Origin of the sequence: Halogranum rubrum, assembly GCF_900114455.1 — an archaeon.
In the GTDB taxonomy this organism is placed as follows: domain Archaea; phylum Halobacteriota; class Halobacteria; order Halobacteriales; family Haloferacaceae; genus Halogranum; species Halogranum rubrum.
In genome coordinates this window covers 314,026-337,578 of sequence record NZ_FOTC01000001.1, presented here as the reverse complement: position 1 = coordinate 337,578, position 23,553 = coordinate 314,026, and the positions used below count along the sequence as shown (strand labels likewise).

General features: G+C 63.8%; 21 protein-coding genes. 12 read left to right on the top strand and 9 right to left on the bottom strand.

The genetic code is table 11. The features are described 5' to 3' along the window. The first annotated feature begins 158 nt into the window (after positions 1–158). Positions 159–1,283 carry an MFS transporter gene (locus tag BM083_RS01725; RefSeq protein WP_089864923.1) on the top strand — a complete coding sequence of 375 codons (1,125 nt, stop codon included), beginning with the start codon at positions 159–161 and terminating at the stop codon, positions 1,281–1,283. Positions 1,284–1,426: 143 nt separating this feature from the next. Here the strand turns inward: BM083_RS01725 and BM083_RS01720 are convergent, their stop codons facing one another. The 8 genes from BM083_RS01720 to BM083_RS01685 form a co-directional block, all read right to left on the bottom strand. After that, positions 1,427–1,927 carry a 3-isopropylmalate dehydratase small subunit gene (locus BM083_RS01720; RefSeq protein ID WP_089864920.1) on the bottom strand — a complete coding sequence of 167 codons (501 nt, stop codon included), beginning with the start codon at positions 1,925–1,927 and terminating at the stop codon, positions 1,427–1,429. Then, complete coding sequence (locus tag BM083_RS01715; protein ID WP_089864917.1) at positions 1,924–3,237, bottom strand: 3-isopropylmalate dehydratase large subunit; 1,314 nt, start codon at positions 3,235–3,237, stop codon at positions 1,924–1,926. The genes BM083_RS01720 and BM083_RS01715 overlap by 4 nt, the downstream gene beginning before the upstream one ends. Further along, positions 3,234–4,202 carry a hydroxymethylglutaryl-CoA lyase gene (locus BM083_RS01710; RefSeq protein WP_089864914.1) on the bottom strand — a complete coding sequence of 323 codons (969 nt, stop codon included), beginning with the start codon at positions 4,200–4,202 and terminating at the stop codon, positions 3,234–3,236. Before BM083_RS01710 ends, BM083_RS01715 begins: the two co-directional genes overlap by 4 nt. After that, the gene (locus tag BM083_RS01705; protein WP_089864911.1) at positions 4,199–5,404 is read right to left on the bottom strand and encodes a CaiB/BaiF CoA transferase family protein; all 1,206 of its coding nucleotides are present in this window, start codon (positions 5,402–5,404) and stop codon (positions 4,199–4,201) included. Before BM083_RS01705 ends, BM083_RS01710 begins: the two co-directional genes overlap by 4 nt. Before the next feature lie 104 nt (positions 5,405–5,508). Next, positions 5,509–6,918 carry a dihydroorotase gene (locus BM083_RS01700; RefSeq protein WP_089864908.1) on the bottom strand — a complete coding sequence of 470 codons (1,410 nt, stop codon included), beginning with the start codon at positions 6,916–6,918 and terminating at the stop codon, positions 5,509–5,511. Beyond that, complete coding sequence (locus BM083_RS01695; protein ID WP_009376838.1) at positions 6,915–7,574, bottom strand: isochorismatase family protein; 660 nt, start codon at positions 7,572–7,574, stop codon at positions 6,915–6,917. The genes BM083_RS01700 and BM083_RS01695 overlap by 4 nt, the downstream gene beginning before the upstream one ends. Positions 7,575–7,637: 63 nt before the next feature. After that, positions 7,638–8,633 carry an LLM class flavin-dependent oxidoreductase gene (locus BM083_RS01690; RefSeq protein ID WP_089864905.1) on the bottom strand — a complete coding sequence of 332 codons (996 nt, stop codon included), beginning with the start codon at positions 8,631–8,633 and terminating at the stop codon, positions 7,638–7,640. Further along, complete coding sequence (locus BM083_RS01685; protein ID WP_089864902.1) at positions 8,630–9,001, bottom strand: nuclear transport factor 2 family protein; 372 nt, start codon at positions 8,999–9,001, stop codon at positions 8,630–8,632. The genes BM083_RS01690 and BM083_RS01685 overlap by 4 nt, the downstream gene beginning before the upstream one ends. 107 nt (positions 9,002–9,108) lie before the next feature. On the opposite strand from BM083_RS01685, the gene BM083_RS01680 reads away from it, so the two are divergent. Then, positions 9,109–10,539 (top strand): FAD-dependent oxidoreductase, encoded by a 1,431-nt coding sequence (locus BM083_RS01680; RefSeq protein WP_089864899.1) that lies wholly within the window; start codon positions 9,109–9,111, stop codon positions 10,537–10,539. A gap of 43 nt (positions 10,540–10,582) precedes the next feature. On the opposite strand, the gene BM083_RS01675 is transcribed toward BM083_RS01680, so the two are convergent. Beyond that, entirely contained in the window at positions 10,583–11,368 is a 786-nt protein-coding gene (locus tag BM083_RS01675; RefSeq protein ID WP_245756818.1) for an SDR family NAD(P)-dependent oxidoreductase, read from the bottom strand. 137 nt (positions 11,369–11,505) lie between these two features. On the opposite strand from BM083_RS01675, the gene BM083_RS01670 reads away from it, so the two are divergent. The 10 genes from BM083_RS01670 (at position 11,506) to BM083_RS01625 (ending at position 23,512) form a co-directional block, all read left to right on the top strand. Beyond that, positions 11,506–12,831: an ABC transporter substrate-binding protein gene (locus BM083_RS01670; RefSeq protein ID WP_089864893.1), complete on the top strand. Its 1,326-nt coding sequence runs from the start codon at positions 11,506–11,508 to the stop codon at positions 12,829–12,831. Positions 12,832–12,968: 137 nt separating this feature from the next. After that, complete coding sequence (locus tag BM083_RS01665) at positions 12,969–13,934, top strand: branched-chain amino acid ABC transporter permease (RefSeq protein WP_089864889.1); 966 nt, start codon at positions 12,969–12,971, stop codon at positions 13,932–13,934. Then, the gene (locus BM083_RS01660; protein WP_089864887.1) at positions 13,931–15,016 is read left to right on the top strand and encodes a branched-chain amino acid ABC transporter permease; all 1,086 of its coding nucleotides are present in this window, start codon (positions 13,931–13,933) and stop codon (positions 15,014–15,016) included. The genes BM083_RS01665 and BM083_RS01660 overlap by 4 nt, the downstream gene beginning before the upstream one ends. Next, a complete protein-coding gene (locus BM083_RS01655) occupies positions 15,016–15,777 on the top strand; it encodes an ABC transporter ATP-binding protein (RefSeq protein WP_089864884.1) in 762 nt (253 codons plus the stop codon). Before BM083_RS01660 ends, BM083_RS01655 begins: the two co-directional genes overlap by 1 nt. Further along, positions 15,770–16,474 (top strand): ABC transporter ATP-binding protein, encoded by a 705-nt coding sequence (locus BM083_RS01650; protein WP_009376860.1) that lies wholly within the window; start codon positions 15,770–15,772, stop codon positions 16,472–16,474. The genes BM083_RS01655 and BM083_RS01650 overlap by 8 nt, the downstream gene beginning before the upstream one ends. A gap of 10 nt (positions 16,475–16,484) precedes the next feature. Continuing rightward, positions 16,485–17,873: an MmgE/PrpD family protein gene (locus tag BM083_RS01645; RefSeq protein WP_089868287.1), complete on the top strand. Its 1,389-nt coding sequence runs from the start codon at positions 16,485–16,487 to the stop codon at positions 17,871–17,873. 153 nt (positions 17,874–18,026) lie between these two features. Continuing rightward, positions 18,027–19,412 carry an MmgE/PrpD family protein gene (locus tag BM083_RS01640; RefSeq protein WP_089864881.1) on the top strand — a complete coding sequence of 462 codons (1,386 nt, stop codon included), beginning with the start codon at positions 18,027–18,029 and terminating at the stop codon, positions 19,410–19,412. A gap of 71 nt (positions 19,413–19,483) precedes the next feature. After that, the gene (locus BM083_RS01635; RefSeq protein ID WP_089864879.1) at positions 19,484–20,254 is read left to right on the top strand and encodes an IclR family transcriptional regulator; all 771 of its coding nucleotides are present in this window, start codon (positions 19,484–19,486) and stop codon (positions 20,252–20,254) included. A 481-nt stretch (positions 20,255–20,735) separates the two neighbouring features. After that, entirely contained in the window at positions 20,736–23,138 is a 2,403-nt protein-coding gene (locus tag BM083_RS01630; RefSeq protein ID WP_089864876.1) for a penicillin acylase family protein, read from the top strand. After that, positions 23,135–23,512 (top strand): hypothetical protein, encoded by a 378-nt coding sequence (locus BM083_RS01625; RefSeq protein WP_089864873.1) that lies wholly within the window; start codon positions 23,135–23,137, stop codon positions 23,510–23,512. The genes BM083_RS01630 and BM083_RS01625 overlap by 4 nt, the downstream gene beginning before the upstream one ends. Positions 23,513–23,553 lie beyond the last annotated feature (41 nt).

Sequence of the window (23,553 nt, the reverse complement as noted above, 5' to 3'; positions counted from 1 at the left end):
CCAGTAACTTTTGAACAGCTATGCAGAGAGAGAGAGCGACTACAGAGCCGATGGTCGCTGGCCGCAACCGAAATCCACTGATACTCCCGCGTCGAACGAAGCCTGTGACACGAGTGTCGGCGTCGACAGAACGGTTGTTCGCTGGCTATCCTGGCCGGATGCTTGCGACGCTCTCGCTCGCGTGGGGCGTCCTCCAGTTGGGCCGATTCCTTCTGTCGCCACTCTTGCCGACGATTATCGCCGACCTCGGCATCACCGAGGCGACGGCTGGCGTGGCACTCGCGCTCTTTCAGGGCATCTACGCGATTACGCAGTACCCCGGCGGCGAGTTCTCCGACCGTTGGACCCGCGCCACCCTCATCGTCCCCGGTCTCGTCGTCCTGGTCCTCGGGTTCACGACGTTCGGGCTAGCCGGTGGCCTCGCGGGGTTCGTCCTCGCCGCCGCCGTCACCGGCCTCGGGAAAGGGCTCTTCGCCATCCCGTCGCGAGCACTCCTCTCGGACCTCTTCGTCGAACGCCGCGGGCGTGCGATGGGCCTCTACGCTGCCGGGACGGACTTCGGTGGTCTGCTCGCCTCCGGCGTGGCGATTCTTGCACTCACCTACGCCACGTGGCGAACGCCGTTCGTCCCCGTAGCGCTGCTCCTCGTCGGTCTCACGCTCCTCTTCGTCCACTGGTCGACGGAAGGCTACACCGTCGCACGACCGACGCTCGACGCGACGGGGACGGTTCGTCGACTCGTCGCCAGCCCCGCCCAACGCCGGACGCTCGTCGCCTTCTCGCTCTTCTACTTCATGGTCGGCGGCTTCATCAACTTCTTTCCGACCTTTCTCATCGAGTCCAAGTCGTTCTCCCAAGAACTCGCCAGCGCGTCGTTCGCCATCGTCTTCGTGGTCGGTCTCGCCATCAAGCCCGTCGCTGGCGACGTGAGCGACCGCTTTAGTCGAGAGTCTATCGCCGTCGTCGGCCTCCTCGTCGCCGCCGTTGCCCTCGGTATCCTCTCGTTCGTCCAGACGCCGCTCCTCGTCTACGCCAGTATCGCCGTCCTCGCACTCGGCTACAAGATGGAGTTTCCGCTGGCCGACACCATCATCGTCGACAACGCCCCCGACGGCGGCATGGGCGCCGACCTCGGGGCGGCACGTGCGCTCTTCTTGGGGGCGAACGCGCTCGGCCCGGCCTACGTCGGAATCACGGCGACGTACGCGAACTACGTCGTCGCCTTCGCCGGACTCGCGGTCTGTCTCCTCGTCGCCGCCGGATTGCTCTACTGGGACCTCTAGCAGATTCCTCGAAAAAGTCGGGTCGAACGTCGCGCGTAAATCGGGTGCCTCTCTCTAACCACGTGCCCGTTTCTGCTGCCCTGAACCGCGTGCCCGTCTACTGCCCGCCGACCCACTGCCCGAATGCCCGAATGCCCGAGTGTCTACTCGCTGAGTTTCGCCTTCGTGTACGCCTTCAACCCGCCCTGTTCGACGAGCGTCTGGAGGAACTCGGGAAGCGCCTCCGCGTCGTACTGCTCGCCTTTCGTGTGGTTGTGGACGATACCCGCGTCGATGTCCATACTGACCTCGTCGCCGTCGTCGATGGCGTCCGCCCCCGGACAGATGAGTACCGGAAGGCCGAGGTTGATGGCGTTGCGGAAGAAGATGCGCGCGAACGACTGCGCGATGACGCCCGAGACGCCCGCGCCGACGAGCGAGAGCGGCGAGTGCTCGCGCGAGGAGCCGCTCCCAAAGTTCTCGCCAGCGACGACGAAGTCGCCCGTCTCGACTTTTCCGGAGAACTCCGGTCTGAGGTCCTCGAAGGCGTGCGTCGCGAGTTCGTCGGGGTCCGACGAGACGATGAACCGCGACGGCGTGATCTGGTCGGTGTCGATGTTGTCGCCGAACACCCACGCTCTGCCCGGTTCAGAAGGGTCGCTCATGAGAGCACCTCCGCGAACACCGTGTCGTCGTAGCGCTCCGTCTGCACACCGCGTGGGTCCGTAATCTCGCCGTACAGCGCGCTCGCGCCGACGGTGGCCGGACTCGCCAGATAGACCTGCGACTGCATCGACCCCTCACGCCCGGGGAAGTTGCGGTTCGCCGTCGCGAGACAGATGTCGTCGTCACCGAGGACGCCCTGGTGGTAGCCCGCACACGGTCCACAGCCAGCACTCTGGATGACCGCGCCGGCGTCGGTGAGCGTCTGGAACACGCCCGTCTGCAGCATGTACTGGTAGACGGACTTCGAGGCGGGGACGACGACCATCCGGACGTTCGGTGCGAGTTCCTCGCCGTCGAGTATGTCGGCGACGAGTTTGATGTCCTCGTACCGACCGTTCGTACACGTCCCGACGAACAGTTGGTCGATTTCGGTTCCCTCGACTTCGGTGACGTCGACGGCGTTCTCCGGGTTCGACGGCTTCGACACCTGCGGTGCGAGGTCCTCGGCACGGTAGGTGTGGACCGAGTCGTACGTCGCGTCCTCGTCGGAGTGTAAGTCGTCGTCGAAGGGGACGACTTCGCCGGTCTGGCGTTCGAGGTAGTCGATGGTCCGGAGGTCCGGTTCGACGAACCCCGCCTTCCCGCCCATCTCGATGGCCATGTTCGAGAGCACGAGGCGCTCGTGAATCGGCAGCGACTCGATGGTGCTGCCGCCGTACTCGGCGGCCATGTAGGTACAGCCGTCGAAGCCGACGTCGCCGATGAACCGGAGGATGAGGTCTTTCGCGTAGACGCCGTCTGCGAGTTCACCCTCCACCTCGAAGCGCATCGTCTCGGGAACGCGGAACCACAACTCGCCCGTCGCGAGCGCGGTGCCGAGGTCAGTCGACCCGACGCCGGTTCCGAACGCGCCGATTCCGCCGTAGGTCGTCGAGTGCGAGTCCGCGCCGATGACGAGGTCACCCGGCTTGACGAACCCCTCCTCGACGAGGACGGCGTGACAGATGCCGTCGCCGACGTCGAACTGGTGTGCGCCGTGTTTCGCGGCGAACTCCCGAACCGCGTTGTGGTTGTTCGCGGCCTGTACGCCGTCGGCTGGCGCGTGGTGGTCGATGGTGAAGATGGTCCGGTCGGGGGCGAAGAGGTCGGCGTCCTCGCCCGTCACCTCGTCGAACGTCTGGAACGCGAGCGGCCCCGTGATGTCGTGGGCCATCGCCACGTCGATTTCGGCCTCGACGTAGTCGCCCGCGCGGGCGTCGGTTCCAGATTTGTCGGAGAGCAACTTTTCTGCGAGTGTCTTTCCTGTCATGCGTTCTCACCGCCTCTCTTGTCTGCTGCGACCGTCTCTAGAACACGCTCGACGGTCCCGCCCATCAGGACGTGACTCGTCGCGCCGAGGCCCAGTTCGTCGGAGACGTCGTGGGCGGCGGCCTCTATCTTCCCGAAGTCGACACCGTGGTCGACGCCCATCCGGGTGAGCATCTGCACGAGGTCCTCCGTCGGCGTGTTGCCGACGCCCGACATCCCGCCGGGGAGGACGACGCCGCCGCCGAGGCCACATACGGAGGCGTCGAACCGGTCGACGCCGACGGCCATCGCGGCGAGCGTGTTCGCCAGGCTCATCCCGTTCGTGTCGTGCAGATGGAGCCCCATGTCGAGACCCGGATGCGCCTCGAAAGCGGCACTGAACCGCTCCGTAATCTCGACGGGGTTGGCGAGGCCCATCGTCGTCGCCAGCGTCACTTCGTCGACGCCGGACTCGACCACGCTGTCGACGACGGCGAGCGTCTCTGCGGGGTCGATGTGCCCTTCGTACGGACAGTAGAAACTCGTGCCCATCCCCGCCTCGACTTCGATACCGTGGTCGTGGGCGAGTTCGACGATGTCGTCCATCTCCGCGAGCACCTCCTCGCGAGTGCGGTTCTGGTTCTTCTCGGTGTTCGCCTGGCTGTTCGTGACGAGGGCGTTCACTTTGTCCACCTCCGCTTTGACGGCGCGCTCCATCCCGACGAGGTTGGGAACGAGCGCCCGGTAGGTCACGTCGTCGTGACGCTCGATTTGCTGGGCGACTTCGTCGGCGTCCCTGAGTGTGGGGACGGCCTTCGGATGCGTGAACGAGGAGATTTCGATTTCGTCGACGCCAGTGGCCGAAAGGGAGTCGATTATCTCGACTTTCTTGTCGGTCTCGACGAACTCGTCGAGTCGCTGGAAGCCGTCGCGAGGGAGCATCTCGACCACGTGAACCTTCTCGGGCAGGTCGTCGAGGAGGCTCATATCGCACCCTCCGAGTCGAGGTCCGCGAGCATCTCGTCGTCGTAGCCGAGTCGGTCACGGTACACGTCGTCGTTGTGTTCGCCGAGCGACGGGCCGAGATGGTCGACTTTGCCCGGCGTCTTCGAGAACTTCGGGAAGACGTTTTGTACCGTTGCCTCGCCGAGGTCCTCGTCGTCGACGGAGATGAACGACTCGCGGGCGGCGTAGTGCTCGTCGTTGAGGATGTCTTCGACGTTGTACACGGGCGCGATGGTCGCGTCGGCCTCTTCGAACGATTCGAGTATCTCTTCGCGCGTGTGCTCGTCCATCCACCCTTGGATGATGGCGTCGAGTTCGTCGACGTTCTCCAATCGCTTCGCGTTCGTCTCGAAGCGCGGGTCGTCTTTCAGGTCCGGTCGGTCGATGGCGTCGAACGTACGCATCGCCAGTGGCTGGGCGCTCGCCGAGATGGCGACCCAGCGGTCGTCGCCGGTGCGGTAGACGTTCCGCGGGGCCGACGACGTCGAACGGTTCCCCGACCGCGACTCGATTTCACCGAGTTGGTCGTAGCGGAGCGGTTGCGGCCCGAGCAACCCGAAGATGGGTTCGATGAGACTCGTATCGATGTACTGGCCGCCGCCGTCGTTGACGTCGCGGTGGTAGAGCGCGAACATCACCGCGAACGTCGAGAACAGCGCGGCGATGTTGTCGGCGAGTCCCGTCGGCGGGAGTAGTGGCGGCGAGTCGGGGAAGCCGTTGAGGTAGGCGAACCCGGACATCGCCTCCGCGAGCGTGCCGAATCCGGGACGCTCGGCGTACGGGCCGTCCTGTCCGAACCCGGACATCCGGAGCATCACGAGGTCCGGATTCACGTCCGAGAGGTGCTCCCAGCCGAGTCCCCACCGTTCGAGCGTCCCCGGTCGGAAGTTCTCGACGAGGAGGTCCGCTTCACTCACGAGGTCCTCAAACACCGCGCTACCGGAGTCGGTGGAGATGTTGAGCGTGATGGACTGTTTGTTGCGCGAGAGGTACTTGTGCCAGAGGCCGACGCCGTCCTTCTTCGGGCCGAAGTTCCGGATGTGGTCACCGAACTCGGGGTGTTCGATCTTGATGACCGTCGCGCCGAAGTCGGCGAGTAGTCGCCCGACCGTCGGGCCGGAGATCATCGACCCGGCTTCGAGGACGACGAGGCCTGCGAGTGGTCCGTCAGTGTCGTCTGTCATGTGTCTTGTCTGTGTTCGTGTCTGCTGTGTTCGTCTGTCGTCAGCGTTCGATTCGTCGCGTCCGGCCGGTTCGGGCGGTGGTTCGGGTCGTTGTCACCACGGCCTCACACCGGTCGGTCGACGTGCGTTCCATGTCCTTTCGTTCCGACGACGTCGCCGTCGTCGTAGGCGAGTTGCCCTTTCACGACCGTCTGTGTCGGCCATCCCGTGACCTCGCGGCCCTCGTAGGGCGAGTAGCCGGAGACGCTGTGGAGCAAGTCGGGGGTGACGGTCTTCGTCTCGTCGAGGTCGACGATGGCGAGGTCGGCGTCGCTGCCGACCCGCACCGTCCCTTTCTTCGGGTAGAGGTTGAACGCCTTCGCGGCGTTCGTACTCGTCACCTCGACGGCGCGTTCCAGCGAGATGCGGCCCTCGTTGACACCCTCAGAGAGGATGAGCGGGAGCATCACCGATGTCGACGGGAAGCCGAGGAGACTGTCACGAATGCCCTCGCCGAACTTGTTCTCGGCGAGGTTCGCACAGTGGTCGGTCCCGATAGTCGAGATGGTGCCGTCGGCGAGACGCTTCCAGAGCGTCTCTTGGTCTTCTTTCGAGCGAACCGGTGGGTTGACCTTCATCCGCTCGTCGCACTCCTCGGTCGTGAGCGTCAGATAGTGGATGCAGGTCTCACCCCACGTCCGATAGCCCGCCTCGTGAAGTGCGGCGAGTTCGTCGGCGGTCTGGCCCGCCGAGATGTGGACGGCGTAGAACCGGTCGTCGTAGCCGTGGACCTTCGCGAGCGACGCGCCCGCGACCATGCTCTGCGTCTCGGCGTAGCCGGGGAACTCCTCGACCATCACCTCGTAGCCTTCGTCTTCATCCCCTCCCGCGTCCTCCGATTCGGAGGTGACGTAGACGTTGCCGCCGGCGAGTGCGTTCGTGATCTCGACGTTCTCGGAGTGGTAGCCGAGCGTCGTCGGGACGTCCTGCTCGGCGAGTTTCTGGATGAACGCGTCGCCGAAGTCGTCGTGCATGTCGCAGTCGACGCCGAACTTCTCGCGGGCGGCGTTCTTGTAGTTCATGTACCACTTGAACGTCGTGATGCCGAACTCCTCGACGATGGTGGGAATCTCCTCGACGTGCTCCATCGACAGGAGCCCGAGCGAGAAGAAGTAGTCGTGGTAGTAGTTGGGTTCGGCCTGCGCGAAGTAGTCCGGCATGATGTCGGCGTACGCGCCGGCCCGGCGGAAGTAGTTACCAATCGTCGTGACGCCGCCGACGAGGTCCGACTTCGACTCGGACTCGGCGTCGGCTTCCAGCCCACGGTAGATACCGTGGTGCGTGTGCGGGTCTATCGCGCCCGGGAGGACGTACTTGCCCGTCGCGTCGATTTCTGTCGCTCCCGAGAGCGTCCCCGGCGAGGCAATCGCCGAAATCGTCTCGCCGTCGGCGGCAACGTCTGCCTCGAAAGTGCCGTGTTCGGGCGTGACCACCGTGCCGCCGGAGACGACGAGGTCGTACTCAGTGTCGCTCATAGCGTCTCGACCCACTCCTCGACCTCTTCGGTCTCTAAGACCTCCGCGTACTTCATCCACAGGTCGAGCAGGCCGACTTTGTGTGAGGCTTCGATACGGTCGAAGATGCACTCCTGCGGCAGAACCACGCTGAGTCCGTTCTGTTTCGCGTCGACGGCGGTGGCACGAACACACCCGCTGGTGGAGTTGCCGACGATGATGACCGAGTCGTGCCCGCCGCGGACGAGTCGCGAGAGGAGGTCCGTCCCGTAGAACGCCGAGGCGTAGGACTTGTCGACGACTGTCTCACCGTCTTTCGGGCCGACGGCGTCGACGATGTCGAGGTCCGGATGATTGGAATCGTCGTAACTCGACGGGACGACGCGCGTGTACGTCACGGGGACGTCCTGCTCGCGCGCGAAGTCGAGAAACGGGTCGATGTACTCGATGGCGTTCCACGCGATTTCGCCCATCGCGGTGCGATGCTCCTCGATGGCGTCGAGGATGGGGACGTCGTCGCCGACGATGAGTCGCTGCATGTCGATGACGAGGACCATCGGGTTCTCGCCCATACCGCGCGACTCCCACGACGACGCGCCCTCCTTGTCGTAACCGGCTTTCGAGATGACCTGTCGGTCCTGTTCGGACAGCAGGTCCTCCCAGATGCGCTCTGTCATACAGGGTTTCGTTTGTGGTGGGCTGGCAACCAGCATAAAAGTACGGCTCTCCTCAACCACCTGTTACGGGGCGAACACCTCCAGCATCCGTTCGACCCAGTCACGGTCGACGCCCGACGGCGCACGGACGACAGGCAGGTCGACACCCATCGCCCGTAACTCGTCCAGTCGCCCGCGGACGTCGTCGGGCGTGCCGACGAGACCGACGAGGTCCAAGAACTCGTCGGAGAGTTCGTCGATAGCGGCGTCCATCGTCGGGGCCTGCCGCGCCGCCTCGACTTCGTCACCTAATCCGGCGTGTTCGGCCGCCCGCCCGTAGTAGCCCGGAACGTCGCGAAGGTAGTACGCGACGTGACGGGCCGCCTGTTCACGCGCGACTGCTTCGTCTTCGTGGACCGACGTGAGCACGTACATCGCCACGTCCACGTCGTCGACGTCGCGACCCGCCCGCTCGGCACCCGTCGCCAGCCACTCCATCGCCTCCTCGAACTGGGGACGCGGATAGAGGTTCGGAAGCCACCCGTCGGCGAACTGCCCCGTCAGTCGGACGTTCGCCGGCCCGAGCGCGCCGTTGTAGATGGGTATCTCTTCACGTAGCGGTTCGAACGCGTCCCAGAAACTCGTTCGCTCGGGCGTGAAGAACTCGCCGTCGAACCCGTCGGCGTCGCCACGGAGATATCGACGAACGAGTTCGATGTACTCGTCCATGCGCGCGAGCGGACGCTCGAAGGGGACGCCGTGAAACGTCTCGACGACACCCGGATGCGCCACACCGAGACCGAGGATGGCCCGGCCGTCGGAGTGGTCGTCGAGCGTCGCTGCGGCCGCCGCGAGCGTGGCGGGCGTTCTGGAGAAGACGTTGACGATGCCCGTCGCGAGGCCGATTTCGTCCGTGTGGACCGCCCATCGCTCCAGTTTCCCGAACGCCGTCTTTCCCTGCCCCTCCGCTGCCCACGCCGACTCGTACCCCAACTCTTCGGCGCGAACGACGAGCGACGGGTCGTCACGGAGCGCGAACAGGGCGCCGATTCGGTCGTTTTCGGCACCTCCAGCACTCATACGACGCCCTCCACCGCGAGGTCGTTCCAGATGTCGAGACGACTAATCTTCCCATCCTCGACCTCGTAGACGTCGACGTATCGGACGTCGTGGAACTCGTCGCCGTCGTTGTCGACGCCGTAGAGCGTCCCGATGCTCACGACTGTCTCGCCTGCTTCTATCCACCGGTCGAACTCCTTGCCGGCCCACTCGTAGCGCGGTTCGAGGAAGGCGAGGAAATCGGCAGGGGCGGTCGGTCCTTCGAACTGTACACCCGGGAGGGTGACGACGGCGTCGTCGTGGAACAACTCTCCAATCGTCTCGCGTCGGTCGTCGCTCATCCGGTCGAAGAACTCCTCGACGACTGCTCGTGGCGAGTCTGCGTTCATACCATATCCGCGCACCGAGACACCATAGCTCTCACCCCCGGCAGAGAGAAACGAGAGACGACGACCGTGAACGGTAGATTTACGAGAGAGACTACCTAGCACGAACTATGGACGAACTAGCTCAGCGGACACCCAGCGACAGCGCCTCCGAAGTCGTCTCCGCCGACGACGTCGAGTGGGACATCGACACGGACGTACTCGTCGCCGGCGGCGGCGGAACCGGTCTCGTCGCTGCGCTCGCGGCCAGCGAGAACCCCGACCTGCAGGTGACGATTCTGGAGAAGGCCCCCGAGTGCGGCGGCAACACGTCGCTGTCGACGGGGATGGTCCCCGCGGCGGGCACGCGACTCCAGCGCGAAGTCGGCATCGACGAGACGCCCGCGGACATGGCTCGCGACATCTTAGAGAAGAACGGCTACGAAGCGGACGAAGACCGGGTCCAGTACCTCTGCGAAGAGAGCGCGAACCTCATCCACTGGTTGGTGGACGACTGGGACATCACGCTCCACATCGTCGACGACTTCAAATACCCCAAACACTCGGAGTACCGGATGCACGCCCCCGACGGACGAAACGGTGAGAACCTCGTCGCCGAACTGGTCGAACGCGTCGAGTCGACGCCGAACATCGAACTCCTGACGAACGCGCCCGTGACGAAACTCGTCGCCGACGAAGGGACGGTTCGCGGCGTCGTCGCCGGTATTCACCGTGAGGAGGCCATCGAAGCGAAGAAGGTCATCCTCGGAACCGACGGCTTCGCGGGCAACCGCGAGATGATCACGGACTACTGTGAGGAGGACATCGAACGTGCGCTCTACTTCGGCGCGGACGGCAACACCGGTGACGGCGTCCGCTTCGGTTCGGAACTCGGCGGTGAACTCGCATACATGGACGCTTATCAGGGACACGCCACCGTCGCCAGCCAGACCGGGATGCTCTCGACGTACGCCGTCGTGATGAACGGCGGAATCCTCGTCAACGCCGAGGGCGAGCGCTTCGGCGACGAGTCCGCGGGGTACAGCGAGTTCGCCATCGACGTGCTGAAGCAGTCGGGCGGAATCGGCTACGAACTGTTCGACGAGCGTATCTTCGAGAAGTTACGCGGCGAGTTCGACGACTTCGACGAGGCGGCCAGCGTCGGGACGTACCACTCGGCGGCGACGATAGAGGAACTCTGTGACCATCTCGGCTGTGACGGCGAGTCGGCGGCGAAGGCAGTCGCCGCCTACAACGACGCCGCTCGTGCGGGCGAACCGGACGAAGTCGGTCGCACTGACGGCGCGAACCCGCTCGAAGCTCCCTTCTACGGCGCGAAAGTCACCGGGTCGCTGTTTCACACCCAAGGCGGCCTCGTCGTCGACGAACACGCGCGTGTCCTTCGGGCCGACGGAAGTTACGTGGAGAACCTCTACGCGGGCGGCGGGACGGCCTGCGGCATCAGCGGCCACGGCGCGGGCGGTTACCTCTCGGGCAACGGCCTGACGACGGCACTCGGCTACGGTCGACTCGCCGGTATCCACGCTCGGCAGTCGCTCTAGTCGGTCGAATAGCGCACTGTTCTTCTCACCTCCTACTCGATTCTCACTCGACAGTCGCCCGACCCCCATCGACGAGTAGCGTCTCACCGGTGACGAAACTGGCGGCGTCGCTAGCGAGGAAGCCGACGACGGAGGCAACTTCTTCCGGTCGGCCGACTCGGTCGAGTGCCGAGAGCGCGCGGAAGCGGTCGAGAGCGACCTCGTCGTCCTCGAACGGTTCGGTCATCCGCGTGCGGATGTATCCCGGTGCGACGGCGTTGACACGGACGCCATCGGAACCCCACTCCGCAGCGAGCGCCCGAGTCAATCCTTCCAGTCCGGCTTTCGAGGCAGTGTAACTCGCGCGCTCTGCGGCCCCAATCTGCCCGAAGATGGACGAGACGTTGACGACTGCGCCGCCGTTCGTCCGGAGATGGGGCGCTGCCGCTCGACAGACGCGAAGTGGTCCTGAGAGATTCACGTCGAGTGCGCCTTGCCAATCCTCGTCGCGCAGGTTCTCGACGGGACCACGACTGATGATTCCGGCCACGTTGACGACGACGTCCACCTCACCAGTCTCACCGGTTTCGGCGGCACGCTCAACGAGTCGGGCGACGTCGGCTTCGTCGGTCACGTCGGTGTCGACGGGGACGAACGTCCCGGAATACTCGTCACACGCCTCGACGGTCGCCTGTTGGTCGCGTATATCTCCACCGGCGACGGTACCGCCGCCAGCGACGACGAGACGAGCGCACGCCCGTCCGATACCGCTCGCGGTGCCCGTGACGATGACCGTCTGCTGTCGAAACGCTTCGCTCGTGTCGGAAGCGAGACTGGTGTCCGAGTCCATAGTCGGAGTGACGACGACCGGTGTCTTGAACGTGTGCGTTAGATTCACACACTTTGTCGGGTATTTCTCACCCGTACATGACAACTATCTTTTATTGGTGTTTATTATCATCAACCCCAAAGCTGTGATCGATTGCCATGGGTAAGACTCTCAAGTCTTCGGTGACGAGCAACAGGCGACGTTTTCTCAAGACGACTGGAGCGAGCGTTGCGGCACTGACACTCGCGGGATGTACCAGCGACGATACCGGGTCCGGCGGTGATGGCGGAGACGGTGGAGACAACGGTTCGGACGGCGGGTCCGGCGGGAACCAAGGGACTACGACGGGGTCGAGTGGTGGCTCCGTCGACGAAGTCGTCATCGGGTCGAACCACCCGCTCTCGGGCAGTCTCGCCGCCACCGGCGTCGGGATGAACAACGCCATCAAACTCGCCGCCATGCGGAAGAACGAGGCGGGTGGTATCGAATCGCTCGGCGGCGCAGAGGTGAACGTCATCCAGGGCGACAACCAAGGGAAGCAGGAACTCGGTGGGCAGGTCACGGAAGAACTGCTCTCGGACGGGGCGAACGTCCTCACCGGATGTTACTCCTCGCCCGTCACGACGGCGGCGACGCAGGTGGCAGAGCGACAGGGCGTGCCGTTCGTCATCTCCATCGCGGCCGCCGACAACATCCTGGAGAACCGCGGGTTCAACTACGTCTACCGTCCACAGCCACCGGCCCGACGGATGGCGAGCGACTACGCCGACCTCGTTCCGACGGTCGTCCGCGACAACGGCGGCACGCTCGACACGGCCGGTCTGTTCTACATCAACAACAGCTACGGGCAGGCGATTCGCGACAGTCTCCGTGAGACGCTCCCCGAACAGGACGTCGAAATCGTCGAGGAGACGGCCATCGAGTTCGGTGCGTCGAACGCGAACACGCAGGTTTCGAGACTCCGACAGGCGGACCCCGACACCATCATCGCGTCGACGTACGTCGCCGGCGGCGTCCTCCTCGCACAGGCGCTGCAAGACCAAAGCTACCGTCCGCCGCATCTGACGGCCTGTGCTTCGGCGACGTTCACCGACGACAAGGCTGTCTCCGACATCGGTGACTTCGCTAACGGTGTGCTGGACAACAACTACGCACTGAACCCGACCACCGACAAGACCGCCGAGGTCCGCTCGCAGTTCACGGAGAACTACGACCAGGAGTTCTCCGCGTCCGTCGGGATGGCCTACACCGCCGGAGAGGTCATCATCCAAGCCATCGAGGAGGCCGGCAGCGCCGACTCCGAAGACATCAACAACGCGCTGAAGCAACTCCAGTACGAGGACCACATCTCCGCGATGGGGACCATCGAGTTCAACGACGCCGGCGAGAACATCAACGCGCTCGCGCCGGTCAACCAGGTGCAAGACCTCTCGGTCAAAGTGGTCTACCCCGAAGAGTACGCCGAGACGTCACCGCAGATCTGAGTTCGGCGACCTGCGCTCATCGCGACTACCTGACTACTTCGTCATCCCGTCCCCGCTTTCTTTCGCAGCAACGAACTGAGACGACGAGGGTACCCTTTATGAGACATGCCAACTATCACCGAGTGTAAGCCACCCGTATGCCACAAATAGACATATCCGTCGTTACGTTCCCACTGCAGGGGGGCGGGTTAGACCGGTTCACAGACCCGCTCGTACAGTTCCTGACCGATATCGCAAATCTCGATGCCGTCTTGTTGCAGTTGCTAGCGTTCGGACTCCTGCTCGGTGGAGTCTACGCGTTGACTGCACTCGGCCTGACGATGATTTTCGGTGTGATGGACGTCATCAACTTCGCCCACGGTGTGTTTCTGGTCGTCGGAATGTACACCGTCTGGTTGGTCTCCGAATCACTCGGCATCAGTCCGTTCGTCGGCATTCCAATCGCCGCCGTCGTGTTGTTCGTGTTGGGGGTGGTCGTCCACGTCCTCACCGTCGAGCCGATTCTGGAGGCACCCCAACAGAACCAACTCATCGCCACGCTCGGTGTGTTGCTCATCATCCAGTCGGCTATCGAAATCGTGTTTACGCCCGACCCGCAGCAGGTGCAACTCTCGCTCGGGTCTCTCCAAGTCGGCGGCGTGTTCATCCCGCTGGGTCAACTGTACGCGCTCATCATCGCACTCGGAACGATGCTCGCCGTCCGGGCGTTTCTCAACAGCACCGACCTCGGACGACGGATTCGTGGCACGGCGGACAACCGTGACGGTGCGCGCTACGTCGGTATCAACGTCAAGCGCATCAACTACCTCACGTTCGGCATCGGTGCGGCGCTCGCAGGTGTCGCGGGCGCGTCCATCGCGCTCTTCCAGCGCTTCGACCCCTTTACGGGCGAGACCTACCTCATCAACGCCTTCGTCATCGTCATCCTCGGCGGCCTCGGGTCGTTCCCGGGGGCGTTCGTCGGCGGTCTCATCGTGGGGATGATTCAGGTGTTCGGCGGCTATTACCTGCCCGGAACGACCGCACAGGTTCTCATCTTCCTCCTCTTCATCGGGACGCTGCTGGTCAAGCCCGAGGGCCTCTTCGGAGGTGCCGACGCATGAGCACCATCGAGTCGGTTCGCGAGAGTTACCGCGACTTCGACGACCAGACGTACGCGCCGTTCGTGAAGGGAGTGGCACTGTTCGGGTTCCTCGCCGCGCTCCCGTACATCATCGAAATCGACGTCGCCGGGATGGAACTGGCGGCGACGCTGAGCCTCAAAGTCCTGATTCTGACCGTCATCTACGCCTACACCGCCCAAGCGTGGAACATCATGTCCGGTTACACCGGGCAGTTCTCGTTCGGACACGCCGCGTTCTTCGGCATCGGTGCCTATGCGACCCAAAAGCTCCTCGCGGACCTCGCGCTCAACCCGTGGGTGGGGATGCTCGTCGCGGGCGTCATCGCGGCGGGCTATGGTCTCATCATCGGCTTTCTCACCTTCCGGTTCAAGCTGAAGGGGCACTACTTCGCACTGGCGACGCTGGCGTTCGCCGAACTGCTCCGGTTCGTCGTGGTAAACATGTCCGAACTACAGGGTGCGAACGGGTACTTCAAACCGTTCCCACGGGACTACGGCGCGGAGTACGGACTCCTCGCCTTCCAGTTCCAAAGTGACCTGCCGTACTACTATCTCATCCTCGGGTTCCTCCTCGTCGTCACGCTTATCTCGTGGCTCATCAAGAACTCGTGGATCGGACTCTACTTCTTCGCTATCCGCGAGGACGAATCCGCCGCCGCGAGCGTGGGTGTCCCCGCGTTCCGCTACAAGATGCTCGGTGTCGCCGTGAGCGCGTTCTTCACGGCTCTCGGCGGTGCCTACTGGTCTATGTACTTCAACACGATTCGCCCCGACACGGTGTTCGCATTGTTCAAGAACGTCGAACTACTCCTGCCCGCCGTCGTCGGCGGCCCGGGGACGCTCATCGGCCCCATCGTCGGGTCGTTCATCGTCACGCCGGTCAGTGAAGTCGCCCGGACGACGTTCACGAACATCAACGGGTTGGACCGCATCATCTACGGGGCGTTCCTCGTCGCCATCGTCATCTACTCACCGCGTGGTGTGGTGAGTTGGCCGAGTCGCGCACGGGCGCTCTGGAACCGTGTCCGCTCGACTGATTCCAACGAGGAGGTGAACAACTGATGTCTGAGACGAACCAGCACGCCGACCGCGAGGGAGAGACTATCCTCTCGGTCCGTGACGTCGGCAAACGTTTCTCCGGACTGCAGGCACTCGACGGCGTCGACATGGATGTCAAACGCGGCGAGATTATCGGTCTCATCGGACCGAACGGCGCGGGCAAGACGACGCTGTTCAACTGTATCAGTGGAACGTTCCCACCGACATCGGGAACGGTGACGCTCGAAGGCGAGGAGATTTCGGGGCTCCCCTCTCACAAGATCGCTCGGCGCGGCCTCGCCCGGACGTTCCAGATCACGCGGCCGCTCGAAGAGTTGACCGTCGTCGAGAACGCGATGGTCGGCGCACACATCCACACGCGTCGCCGCAGCGAGGCGGAGAAGATCGCCATGGAACAGTTGGAGTTCGTCGGCCTCGCCGACCGTGCCACCGAAGAGGCAGGCGAGTTGACCATCGGCGCACAGAAACGGCTCGAACTGGCGCGCTCTATCGCGACGAAACCGAAGATTCTGCTCTTAGACGAGATTATGGCGGGACTCACTCCCTCCGAGTCGAAGCAGATGCTCGACCTGTTCCGTCAACTGCGCGAGCGAGGAACGAGCCTCCTCATCATCGAACACGACATGAAGGCAATCATGAACATCTCAGACTACGTGAAGGTGCTCAACCAAGGGAAAGGAATCGGCTTCGGGCGACCACAGGAGATCGTCTCGAACGAGCGTGTCATCGAGGCCTACATCGGGGGGTCCGACGTCGATGCTTGAACTCAGTAACGTCCGTGCAGGCTACGACGAGATCGAGGTACTCCACGGCGTCGACATGACCGTCGGCGAAGGAGAGATCGTCGCGCTCATCGGGTCGAACGGTGCGGGCAAGACGACAACGATGCGAACCATCTGCGGCATCCTCTCGGCGACACACGGGACGATTACCTACCGTGGAGAGCCGATTCAGGAAGAACCCTCACACGAAATCGTCGAGCGCGGTATCGTGCAGGTGCCGGAGAACCGCGACCTGTTCACGAACATGACCGTCATGGACAACCTGCTCCTCGGCGCGCAGACGGCCGACGCGCAGGCCAAGCGCGACGAGACGTTAGAGGAGATGCTCGAGCTCTTTCCCCGCCTCGCAGAGCGAAAGAGCCAGCGGGCAGGGACTATGTCCGGCGGCGAACAACAGATGTTGACGCTCGCCCGCGCGCTCATGGGCGACCCGGACCTGCTCATCCTCGACGAACCGTCTATCGGTCTCGCTCCGCAACTCGTCCAAGAGGTGTTCGACGTCGTCGAGGAGGTCCACAGTCAAGGGGTGACCGTGCTCATGGTCGAACAGAACGTCCAGCAGACGCTTCGACTCGCCGACAGAGGCTACGTGATGGAGAACGGACGCATCACGATGTCCGCACCGGGTGACGAACTGCTCGAAGACGACGGCATCGTCGAAGCCTACCTCGGAGTGTGAGGTGGTGAAGATGAACGAACCACAGGAGCGAGCCGCCGAATCCGGGGCGAACGCCGAGTCCGAATCCGAACTCGATGAACGGTCACTAGCCTCGTTCGTCGCCGAGCTCGATACGTCGGCGATTCCGGACCGCGTCGCTGACAGAGCCAGTCTGACCATCGCCGACACCGTCGGCGTGATTCTCGGCGGCACCTCGGACCCGGCCGTCGCGGCGCTCACCGCGGACTGGGCCGCACAAAACGGCGGGAACGCGACGCTCTTCGGAACTGCCGGCCAACGCACTTCGCCGTATCAGGCGGCGTTCCTCAACGGAACGGCAGGGTCGGTACTCGAACTCGACGAAGGACACCGCTTCGCAGCAGGTCATCCGGCGATACACGTCCTCCCGGCCCTGTTAGCAGACGGGGAAAGCGAGTTCAAGAGCGGCCAAGAGTTCCTCACCGCCTTCGTCGCCGCCTACGAGACCGCCGTCCGTGTCGCACGGATGGTCGTCCCACTCACGTCGGCCTATCACCCACACGGCGTTTGGGGTGCGGTCGGTGCGGCGGCCGGTGTCGCCCGCCTCCGCGAGTTCGACGCCGAGACGACACTGCACGCGATGCGCATCGCGGCCAACTACGCCCAACACACGCGCTTCGAGGCGGCGACGGAAGGGGCGACGGTCAGAAACGGCTACACCGGAATGAGCAACCTCGCAGGTCTCGTCGCCGCCGACCAAGCACAGGCGGGATTCACCGGTCTCACAGACGGACTGGCGCGCCACCTCCAATCTGTCGCCGACGCGGAACCCGAGCGTGACGCGCTCGCAGCAGGACTCGGGGAACTGTGGGAGATCGAACGCGGCTACTTCAAACGCCACGCCGCCTGCCGGTACACGCATCCGGTGCTCGACGCACTGACTCAGGTACGGGCCGACCACGACGTCTCGGCCGCCGACGTCGACGCGGTGACCGTCGAGACGTATCCGGCCGCTGCGACCCTCTCGAATCCGGAACCGACGAACGCGCTCCAAGCGAAGTTCTCGATTCCGTTCGCCGTCGGCACCGTGCTCACGACCGGAACGACGGGGAAAGAAGCGTTCACCGACGAGGCGTTGACCGAAGACGCCTACAAACTGGCACGGCGGGTGACGGTGACCGTCGCCGACGACGTTGCCGCACGTGTGCCCGACGAACGCGGCGCGCGCGTACGAGTCACGCTCGACAGCGGCGAGACGCTCGACGCGAGTGTTCGAAGCGCCCGCGGCGGCGAACACGACCCGTTCACCGAAGCGGAACTCAGAGCCAAGTTCGACGAACTCGTCGCCCCGGTGGTCGGGTCGTCACACGTCGACCACCTCTGGAGCGCCGCCCGGGAACCCGCCGCACCGCGCGTCCTCTGTACGTTGACGCGAGCGTGAGCAGTCGGCGGCCGACGCCGACTGCACGAGGCGAAGTGAGGCGAGACGAACCGACGTTCGACGACTGACTCTCGACCATCGACTACCGACCACCAGACGAAACCCACGATTCACCGCACGCACCACACGCACCATCCACTCACCATACTCATCATGATTCCACAGACACCAGTCCGAGACTGGGAACGACACGTGTACGACTTTCTGACCACCGAGATTCCGGACGAGGTCCGCGAGGAGGGACGCCGCCTCGTGACCGACGTGCTCTCGGCGACAGTCGCCGGGGCCGTCGCACCGCAACACGAACAGGTCTTCCGCGAGGCTGCGATGGCCGAGGGAGGCGCCTCCGTCCTCGGGACGAACCGCCGCGTCGACCCCTCACAGGCGGCGTTGCTGAACGTCACGGCCGCCATCACCCAAGAGATGGAAGAGGGACACAACCGCGGCGGTCACGTCGGGGCGAGCATCGTCGCCGGGGCCGTCGGCGTCGCGGAGGCGAACGACGTAGCTGGAAAAGAGTTCGTCGACGCCTGTATTCGCTCGTACGAACTCTGTACTCGCCTCGAATACGCGCTGTTCGCGATGAAGGCACGCATCAACGACGCCGTTCCATGGCTGGTCCGGAACCCCCACTCGACGTGGACGACGGTCGGTCCGGCGTTGACATCGGCCGTGTGTCTCGGACTCGACGCCGACCAGTGCCGCGAGACGTTCCGGACGGCCGCGAACCTCGCCGTCGTCTCGATGCACGACCCCTACGCCGAGGGCGCGCCGTCGCGGAACTTCACCGCGGGATTCTCAGCGCAAGCCGGTGTGAGCGTCGCCACCTGCGCCGCCGCTGGTCTTCGCGGGTCTGCGGCGGCCATCGAAGCGGTGTACGACCCGTTCGAGGACATCTTGGGAGACGGTGAGTTCGACGCGCTGTTCGCGTCGCTCGGCGACGACTGGTGGCTGACCGAAGCCTACCACAAGCAGTACCCCTCGTGTCGGTACACCCACGCACCGCTGGACGCGCTTCGAGCGGCCGGTGTCGACGGACTGGCTGTCGACGACATCGAGCGAATCGACGTCTCCACGTATCGCAACGGCGTCGACATGAGCCATACACGGCCGCAGACGACGACGGCGGCGAAGTTCTCGACACCGTACGTCCTCGCCCGGTGGATTGCGGACGGCGAACTACGGCTCGACCACTTCGGCGGCGACGCACTCGAAGAGGAGCACGTCCAGGCGCTGAGTGAGCGCGTTCACTTCCACGTCGACGACGAGTTAGAAGCCGCGTTTCCCGAATCGTGGGGAGCGAGCGTCGAACTCACGACGACGAGTGGAGCGACCTACACCGGTCGCCGCGCGTATCCGAGCGGTGACTACCGCGACCCGCTCTCGGAGGAAGCGTTCGACGAACGGACTCGTGCGTTGCTCGCACTCGGATTAGGCGTCGAGAGCGACAGTGAAGCGGTCGAACGGGCGCGACGTGCTCTCGACGACGTGGAGACGGTTCCAGTCGGTGAGACGGTCGAGGCACTCTCTCGACAGTAAGACAGAACAGCTGTTTTGGAGAGGCGAACGAAATTACTAACCGTTATGAACCTTCGTGCGAACAGTTCACTATGACAACGAACGACCCGGCGACAGAGGGACAGATCGGTGCGACGAAAACGTCGTTCGGCATCGTTGAACACCTTCGGAATCACGGGACGATGGGCGTCTCCGAAGTTGCCTCCGCACTCGGTGTCTCGAAGAGCACGGCTCACAACCACCTCCAGACGCTCGCAGAGCTCGGTTACGTGATTCAGACCGACGAGGGCTACGACTTGAGTCTCAAGTTCCTCGATTTAGGCGACCACGCCCGTAGACGGCACGCGCTGTATCACGCCGCCATCAGCGAGATGGACGACCTGGTGGAGGCCGTTGGCGAACGGGGACAGGTCATGGTCGAGGAGAACGGCCGCGGCGTCTACATCTACCAGGTGAAGACCGAACAGGGCGTCCAGACCGACTCACACATCGGGACGACGGTCGACCTCCACACGACGGCCGTCGGGAAGTCCTACCTCGCGTTCTGTGACGACGACACGCGCGAGAGACTCTTGGAGAACAGTCTCTCGGAACTCACTTCGAACACCATCAGCGACCGCGAGACGCTCCTCGAGGAACTGGAGACGATTCGCGAGCGAGGCTACGCGTTCAACGACGAGGAGCGTATCACGGGAATGCGCGCCGTCGGCGCACCCATCCTCTCGGACGACGACACGATTCTCGGCGCAATCAGTGTCTCCGGACCGACGACGCGGATGAAAGGCGAGTGGTACCGCCGAGAGGTGCCAGAGATGGTGATGCAGGCCGCCCGCATCATCGGAATCCGCGCGACGTACTCGTAGTTCGCCTCTACCGAACATGTGTTCGGACGATGGACCACTCCAACGAGAGAGACGAGAAGCGTTACAGTCTTAGAACTGTAATTACCGTTGTGTGCCCACAGCAATACTAAATAGAAGTTTTTGGATGAATTTTCGCATTCGCATCGTACGCTATATCTGTAGAGACATTCAAAATATATGGCTAATGCGAAGATTTTGCAATGTTTTGGGCAGATATGGTTCAATAAATTCATTTCATCCGTCTCTTTGTTGGCTTCGAAAGTATATGCTCACTGTCGTTGGCGAGATAATTCGGCGTGCAGATGTCGAGTATGGGTCTCATAGCTCCTGAAATCGTTCGGCTCGGGCCGAGCGATATCGAAGGTACAGAATTGGCGTGTTTAATAACTTCTGATAACTCTCTATCAGCTGTGGGGGCTGTGGGCGGTGTGAGGGGGGTTGTCACCGGAATATTTATTCGTTCGTTGGCAGTTTCCACGTCATGAACCGAGATACCACACGACGAGCCCTCCTCGGTGCCCTCGTGAGTGTTGGTGTCGGCGGTGCAGCACTCTCACCCATCTCGGGGTATCTCGACTCGTTCGCACCGCTGAGCGGGCGGGCGTGGCACGGACAGACACGGTCGGTCCCCGAGACGGTATCGAGTCCACACGGGGAGGCGACGGTCACGTACGACGACTATCACGTCCCACACATCGAGGCCGACGACGAGGCGGCGGCCTACTTCGCCGTCGGGTACACACAGGCGGCAGACCGCCTGTTCGAGATGGACCTCATCAGGCGACTGATGGACGGCCGACTCGCGGCCGCCGTCGGCGAACGGGCCGTCGACTCCGACCGGTTTCACGCGAAGATGGACTTTCGTGGGTCGGCCGAAGCGTCGGCCACGGCCCTCTCCGGCACGCGGACCGAGACGCTCGCCGATGCCTACGCCGACGGCGTCAACGCCTACATCGAGTCGGGGCCGGAGCCGTTCGAGTTCGGCGTCCTCGGCTACGAGGCGCGGGAGTGGACGTTTGTCGACACCCTCCTCGTCAGCACCCAAATCGCGTGGGGGCTGACGGGGAGTTTCGAGACGCTGCGTCGTGCCGTCCTCAGAGAGAAACTCGACGAGTCGACGTACGAGCGACTCTACGAGACACCGTTCGACCACGGCGCGCCGATCGTCCGTGAATCGACCACCGGCACCGTCGACGGAGTGGAGGGGTTCGGCCGTGTCGGCCGACCCGACGCAGTCCGCAGTGTCGGCGACGGTATCGACGGCGCGTTCGTCGATTGGCTCTCGGCGTTCGAGCCACCGCCGCTGTGGGGGTCGAACCACTGGGCCGTCTCCGGCGAACACACCGACAGCGGGTCGCCGATTCTCGCCTACGACCCCCATCTGACGCTGATGGCACCGCCCGTCTGGTACGAACAACATCTCGTCGTCGGCGACGTCGACGTTCGCGGGGCGACGTTCCCCGGCATCCCGTTCGTCATCGTCGGCGAGAACACGCACGGCGCGTGGGGGTTCACCAACACCGGGGCCGACGTCGTCGACTTCTACACCTACGAGACCGACGGGAGTCGGTACAACTACCGCGGCGAGTGGCGCGAGTTCGAGACGGAGACCCGGACAATCGAGGTTGCCGACGGCGAGAATCGAGCGGTCGACGTGCGAAAGACGGTCCACGGAGCCTACCTCGACCGGGAGGTGAACGGCGAGACGCGACACGTCGGTGTCGCGTGGACCGGGATGAGTGGAACGCGCGAGGCCGAGGCAATCTACGAGTTCAGTCGAGCGACCGGCGTCGACGACTACCGCGCCGCGCTCCGAAAGATGGACGTGCCGACGCAGAACGCCCTTTACGTTGACGACGACCACGTCTTCTACAAGATCACGGGACAGATTCCGATTCGGCGGGTCGACGGCGACGTCGTCCGCGGTGACCGCGTGTTCGACGGGTCGGCGGGCGAAGCCGAGTGGGAGGGGTTCGAACCGTTCGGCCCGAGTACGTGGGACGGGTTCGTCCCCTTCGACGAGAAACCGGGCGTCTCCGACCCGGCGTACATCGGGACGGCGAACCAGCGGCCGGTCGACGACCCGACCTACCCCATCGGTCAGCGATACGCGTCGGGCTTTCGAGGACGACGAATCTACGAGCGACTGGACGAACGCGTCGAGAGCGGAGAGCCAGTCACACCGGCGTTCATGCAGTCGGTCCAGCGTGACACGCTCGACGTCCGTGCGCGGATGCTCGTCCCGGCCATCCTCGACGTCCGCGAGCGACTCTCGGAGTCGACTGACCGCTGGGTCGACGCACTGGCCGACTGGAACTACCGGATGGACCGCGAGTCGGAAGCAGCGCTCCTGTTTCACTGGTTCTACGAGCACTTTCGGGAACTAACTTGGACCGACGACTTCGAGGCGAGCGGATTGAGTGAAGACTGGTGGCCGCAGGAGTGGGTGCTCGTCACGCTCCCGCCGGACGACGAGTTCTTCGGCGGCGACCGAGCCAGCGTCGTCGTCGAGGCGACAGAGGCGGCAGTAGAGCGCATCGAGTCCGAAGGGTGGTCGGTCTACGGTGACTACCACCGGACGACCATCGACCACCAGTTCGGCGGGCAACTCCCGGCGTTGAACTACCCTCGCTATCCGACCGACGGGACGGCCTACACCGTGTGCAACGTCGGCGACGGCGCGAACCACGGCAGCAGTTGGCGACAGATCTCGCCGATGGACGGCGAGTCGCTGTCGGTGATTCCGGGCGGACAGGACGGGTCGTACTTCTCGGAACACTACGATGACCAACTTCGACTCTGGGCCGACGGCGAGTACAAACCGATGTCGTTCGACGTGCCGGGAGGGGGCGAACAGATCACGTTCCAAGGTGAGACGGAATGAGCGAGGAAAGCACCGAGAACGCTGAGACACCACCGACCGACTGGACGCCGCAGTGGCTCGCCACTGTTCGCGCTGACCGACGTCGGCGATTCATCGCCCTCGTACTCGTCGCACTCGTCGGTCTCGGACTCGCGTGGATACACTGGCTCGGACTGTTCGTCGCTGGAGCGCTCGTCGGCCTCGTCAGCAAGAGTCTCCCACGAGCACTCGTCGCTGGCGTGGCTCTCGGCGTCGTGGTTCTCTTCGTCCAACTGTTCGTGACGCCCGCGATGAACGCGAGCGAGTTCGTGGCGTTGACTCCCGCGTCGTACGTGGCGGTGGTTGCGGGGGTTCTCGCACCGACGTGGGGGTCGCTGGTTCGCGGTGTGCTGTGAGCGTCGGTTCGGCTCGTTTGGCTCTGGGCTGTCGGGAGTGT

What these genes read in the sequence shown, in the direction of transcription:
- BM083_RS01645 (WP_089868287.1), top strand. Translation starts at nt 16,485, where the DNA reads ATGAACGAACCACAGGAGCGAGCCGCCGAATCCGGGGCGAACGCCGAG.
- BM083_RS01660 (WP_089864887.1), top strand. Translation starts at nt 13,931, where the DNA reads ATGAGCACCATCGAGTCGGTTCGCGAGAGTTACCGCGACTTCGACGAC.
- BM083_RS01625 (WP_089864873.1), top strand. Translation starts at nt 23,135, where the DNA reads ATGAGCGAGGAAAGCACCGAGAACGCTGAGACACCACCGACCGACTGG.
- BM083_RS01725 (WP_089864923.1), top strand. Translation starts at nt 159, where the DNA reads ATGCTTGCGACGCTCTCGCTCGCGTGGGGCGTCCTCCAGTTGGGCCGA.
- BM083_RS01700 (WP_089864908.1), bottom strand. Translation starts at nt 6,918, where the DNA reads ATGAGCGACACTGAGTACGACCTCGTCGTCTCCGGCGGCACGGTGGTC.
- BM083_RS01670 (WP_089864893.1), top strand. Translation starts at nt 11,506, where the DNA reads ATGGGTAAGACTCTCAAGTCTTCGGTGACGAGCAACAGGCGACGTTTT.
- BM083_RS01650 (WP_009376860.1), top strand. Translation starts at nt 15,770, where the DNA reads ATGCTTGAACTCAGTAACGTCCGTGCAGGCTACGACGAGATCGAGGTA.
- BM083_RS01705 (WP_089864911.1), bottom strand. Translation starts at nt 5,404, where the DNA reads ATGACAGACGACACTGACGGACCACTCGCAGGCCTCGTCGTCCTCGAA.
- BM083_RS01685 (WP_089864902.1), bottom strand. Translation starts at nt 9,001, where the DNA reads ATGAACGCAGACTCGCCACGAGCAGTCGTCGAGGAGTTCTTCGACCGG.
- BM083_RS01715 (WP_089864917.1), bottom strand. Translation starts at nt 3,237, where the DNA reads ATGACAGGAAAGACACTCGCAGAAAAGTTGCTCTCCGACAAATCTGGA.
- BM083_RS01695 (WP_009376838.1), bottom strand. Translation starts at nt 7,574, where the DNA reads ATGACAGAGCGCATCTGGGAGGACCTGCTGTCCGAACAGGACCGACAG.
- BM083_RS01690 (WP_089864905.1), bottom strand. Translation starts at nt 8,633, where the DNA reads ATGAGTGCTGGAGGTGCCGAAAACGACCGAATCGGCGCCCTGTTCGCG.
- BM083_RS01635 (WP_089864879.1), top strand. Translation starts at nt 19,484, where the DNA reads ATGACAACGAACGACCCGGCGACAGAGGGACAGATCGGTGCGACGAAA.
- BM083_RS01720 (WP_089864920.1), bottom strand. Translation starts at nt 1,927, where the DNA reads ATGAGCGACCCTTCTGAACCGGGCAGAGCGTGGGTGTTCGGCGACAAC.
- BM083_RS01675 (WP_245756818.1), bottom strand. Translation starts at nt 11,368, where the DNA reads ATGGACTCGGACACCAGTCTCGCTTCCGACACGAGCGAAGCGTTTCGA.
- BM083_RS01665 (WP_089864889.1), top strand. Translation starts at nt 12,969, where the DNA reads ATGCCACAAATAGACATATCCGTCGTTACGTTCCCACTGCAGGGGGGC.
- BM083_RS01710 (WP_089864914.1), bottom strand. Translation starts at nt 4,202, where the DNA reads ATGAGCCTCCTCGACGACCTGCCCGAGAAGGTTCACGTGGTCGAGATG.
- BM083_RS01680 (WP_089864899.1), top strand. Translation starts at nt 9,109, where the DNA reads ATGGACGAACTAGCTCAGCGGACACCCAGCGACAGCGCCTCCGAAGTC.
- BM083_RS01655 (WP_089864884.1), top strand. Translation starts at nt 15,016, where the DNA reads ATGTCTGAGACGAACCAGCACGCCGACCGCGAGGGAGAGACTATCCTC.
- BM083_RS01630 (WP_089864876.1), top strand. Translation starts at nt 20,736, where the DNA reads ATGAACCGAGATACCACACGACGAGCCCTCCTCGGTGCCCTCGTGAGT.
- BM083_RS01640 (WP_089864881.1), top strand. Translation starts at nt 18,027, where the DNA reads ATGATTCCACAGACACCAGTCCGAGACTGGGAACGACACGTGTACGAC.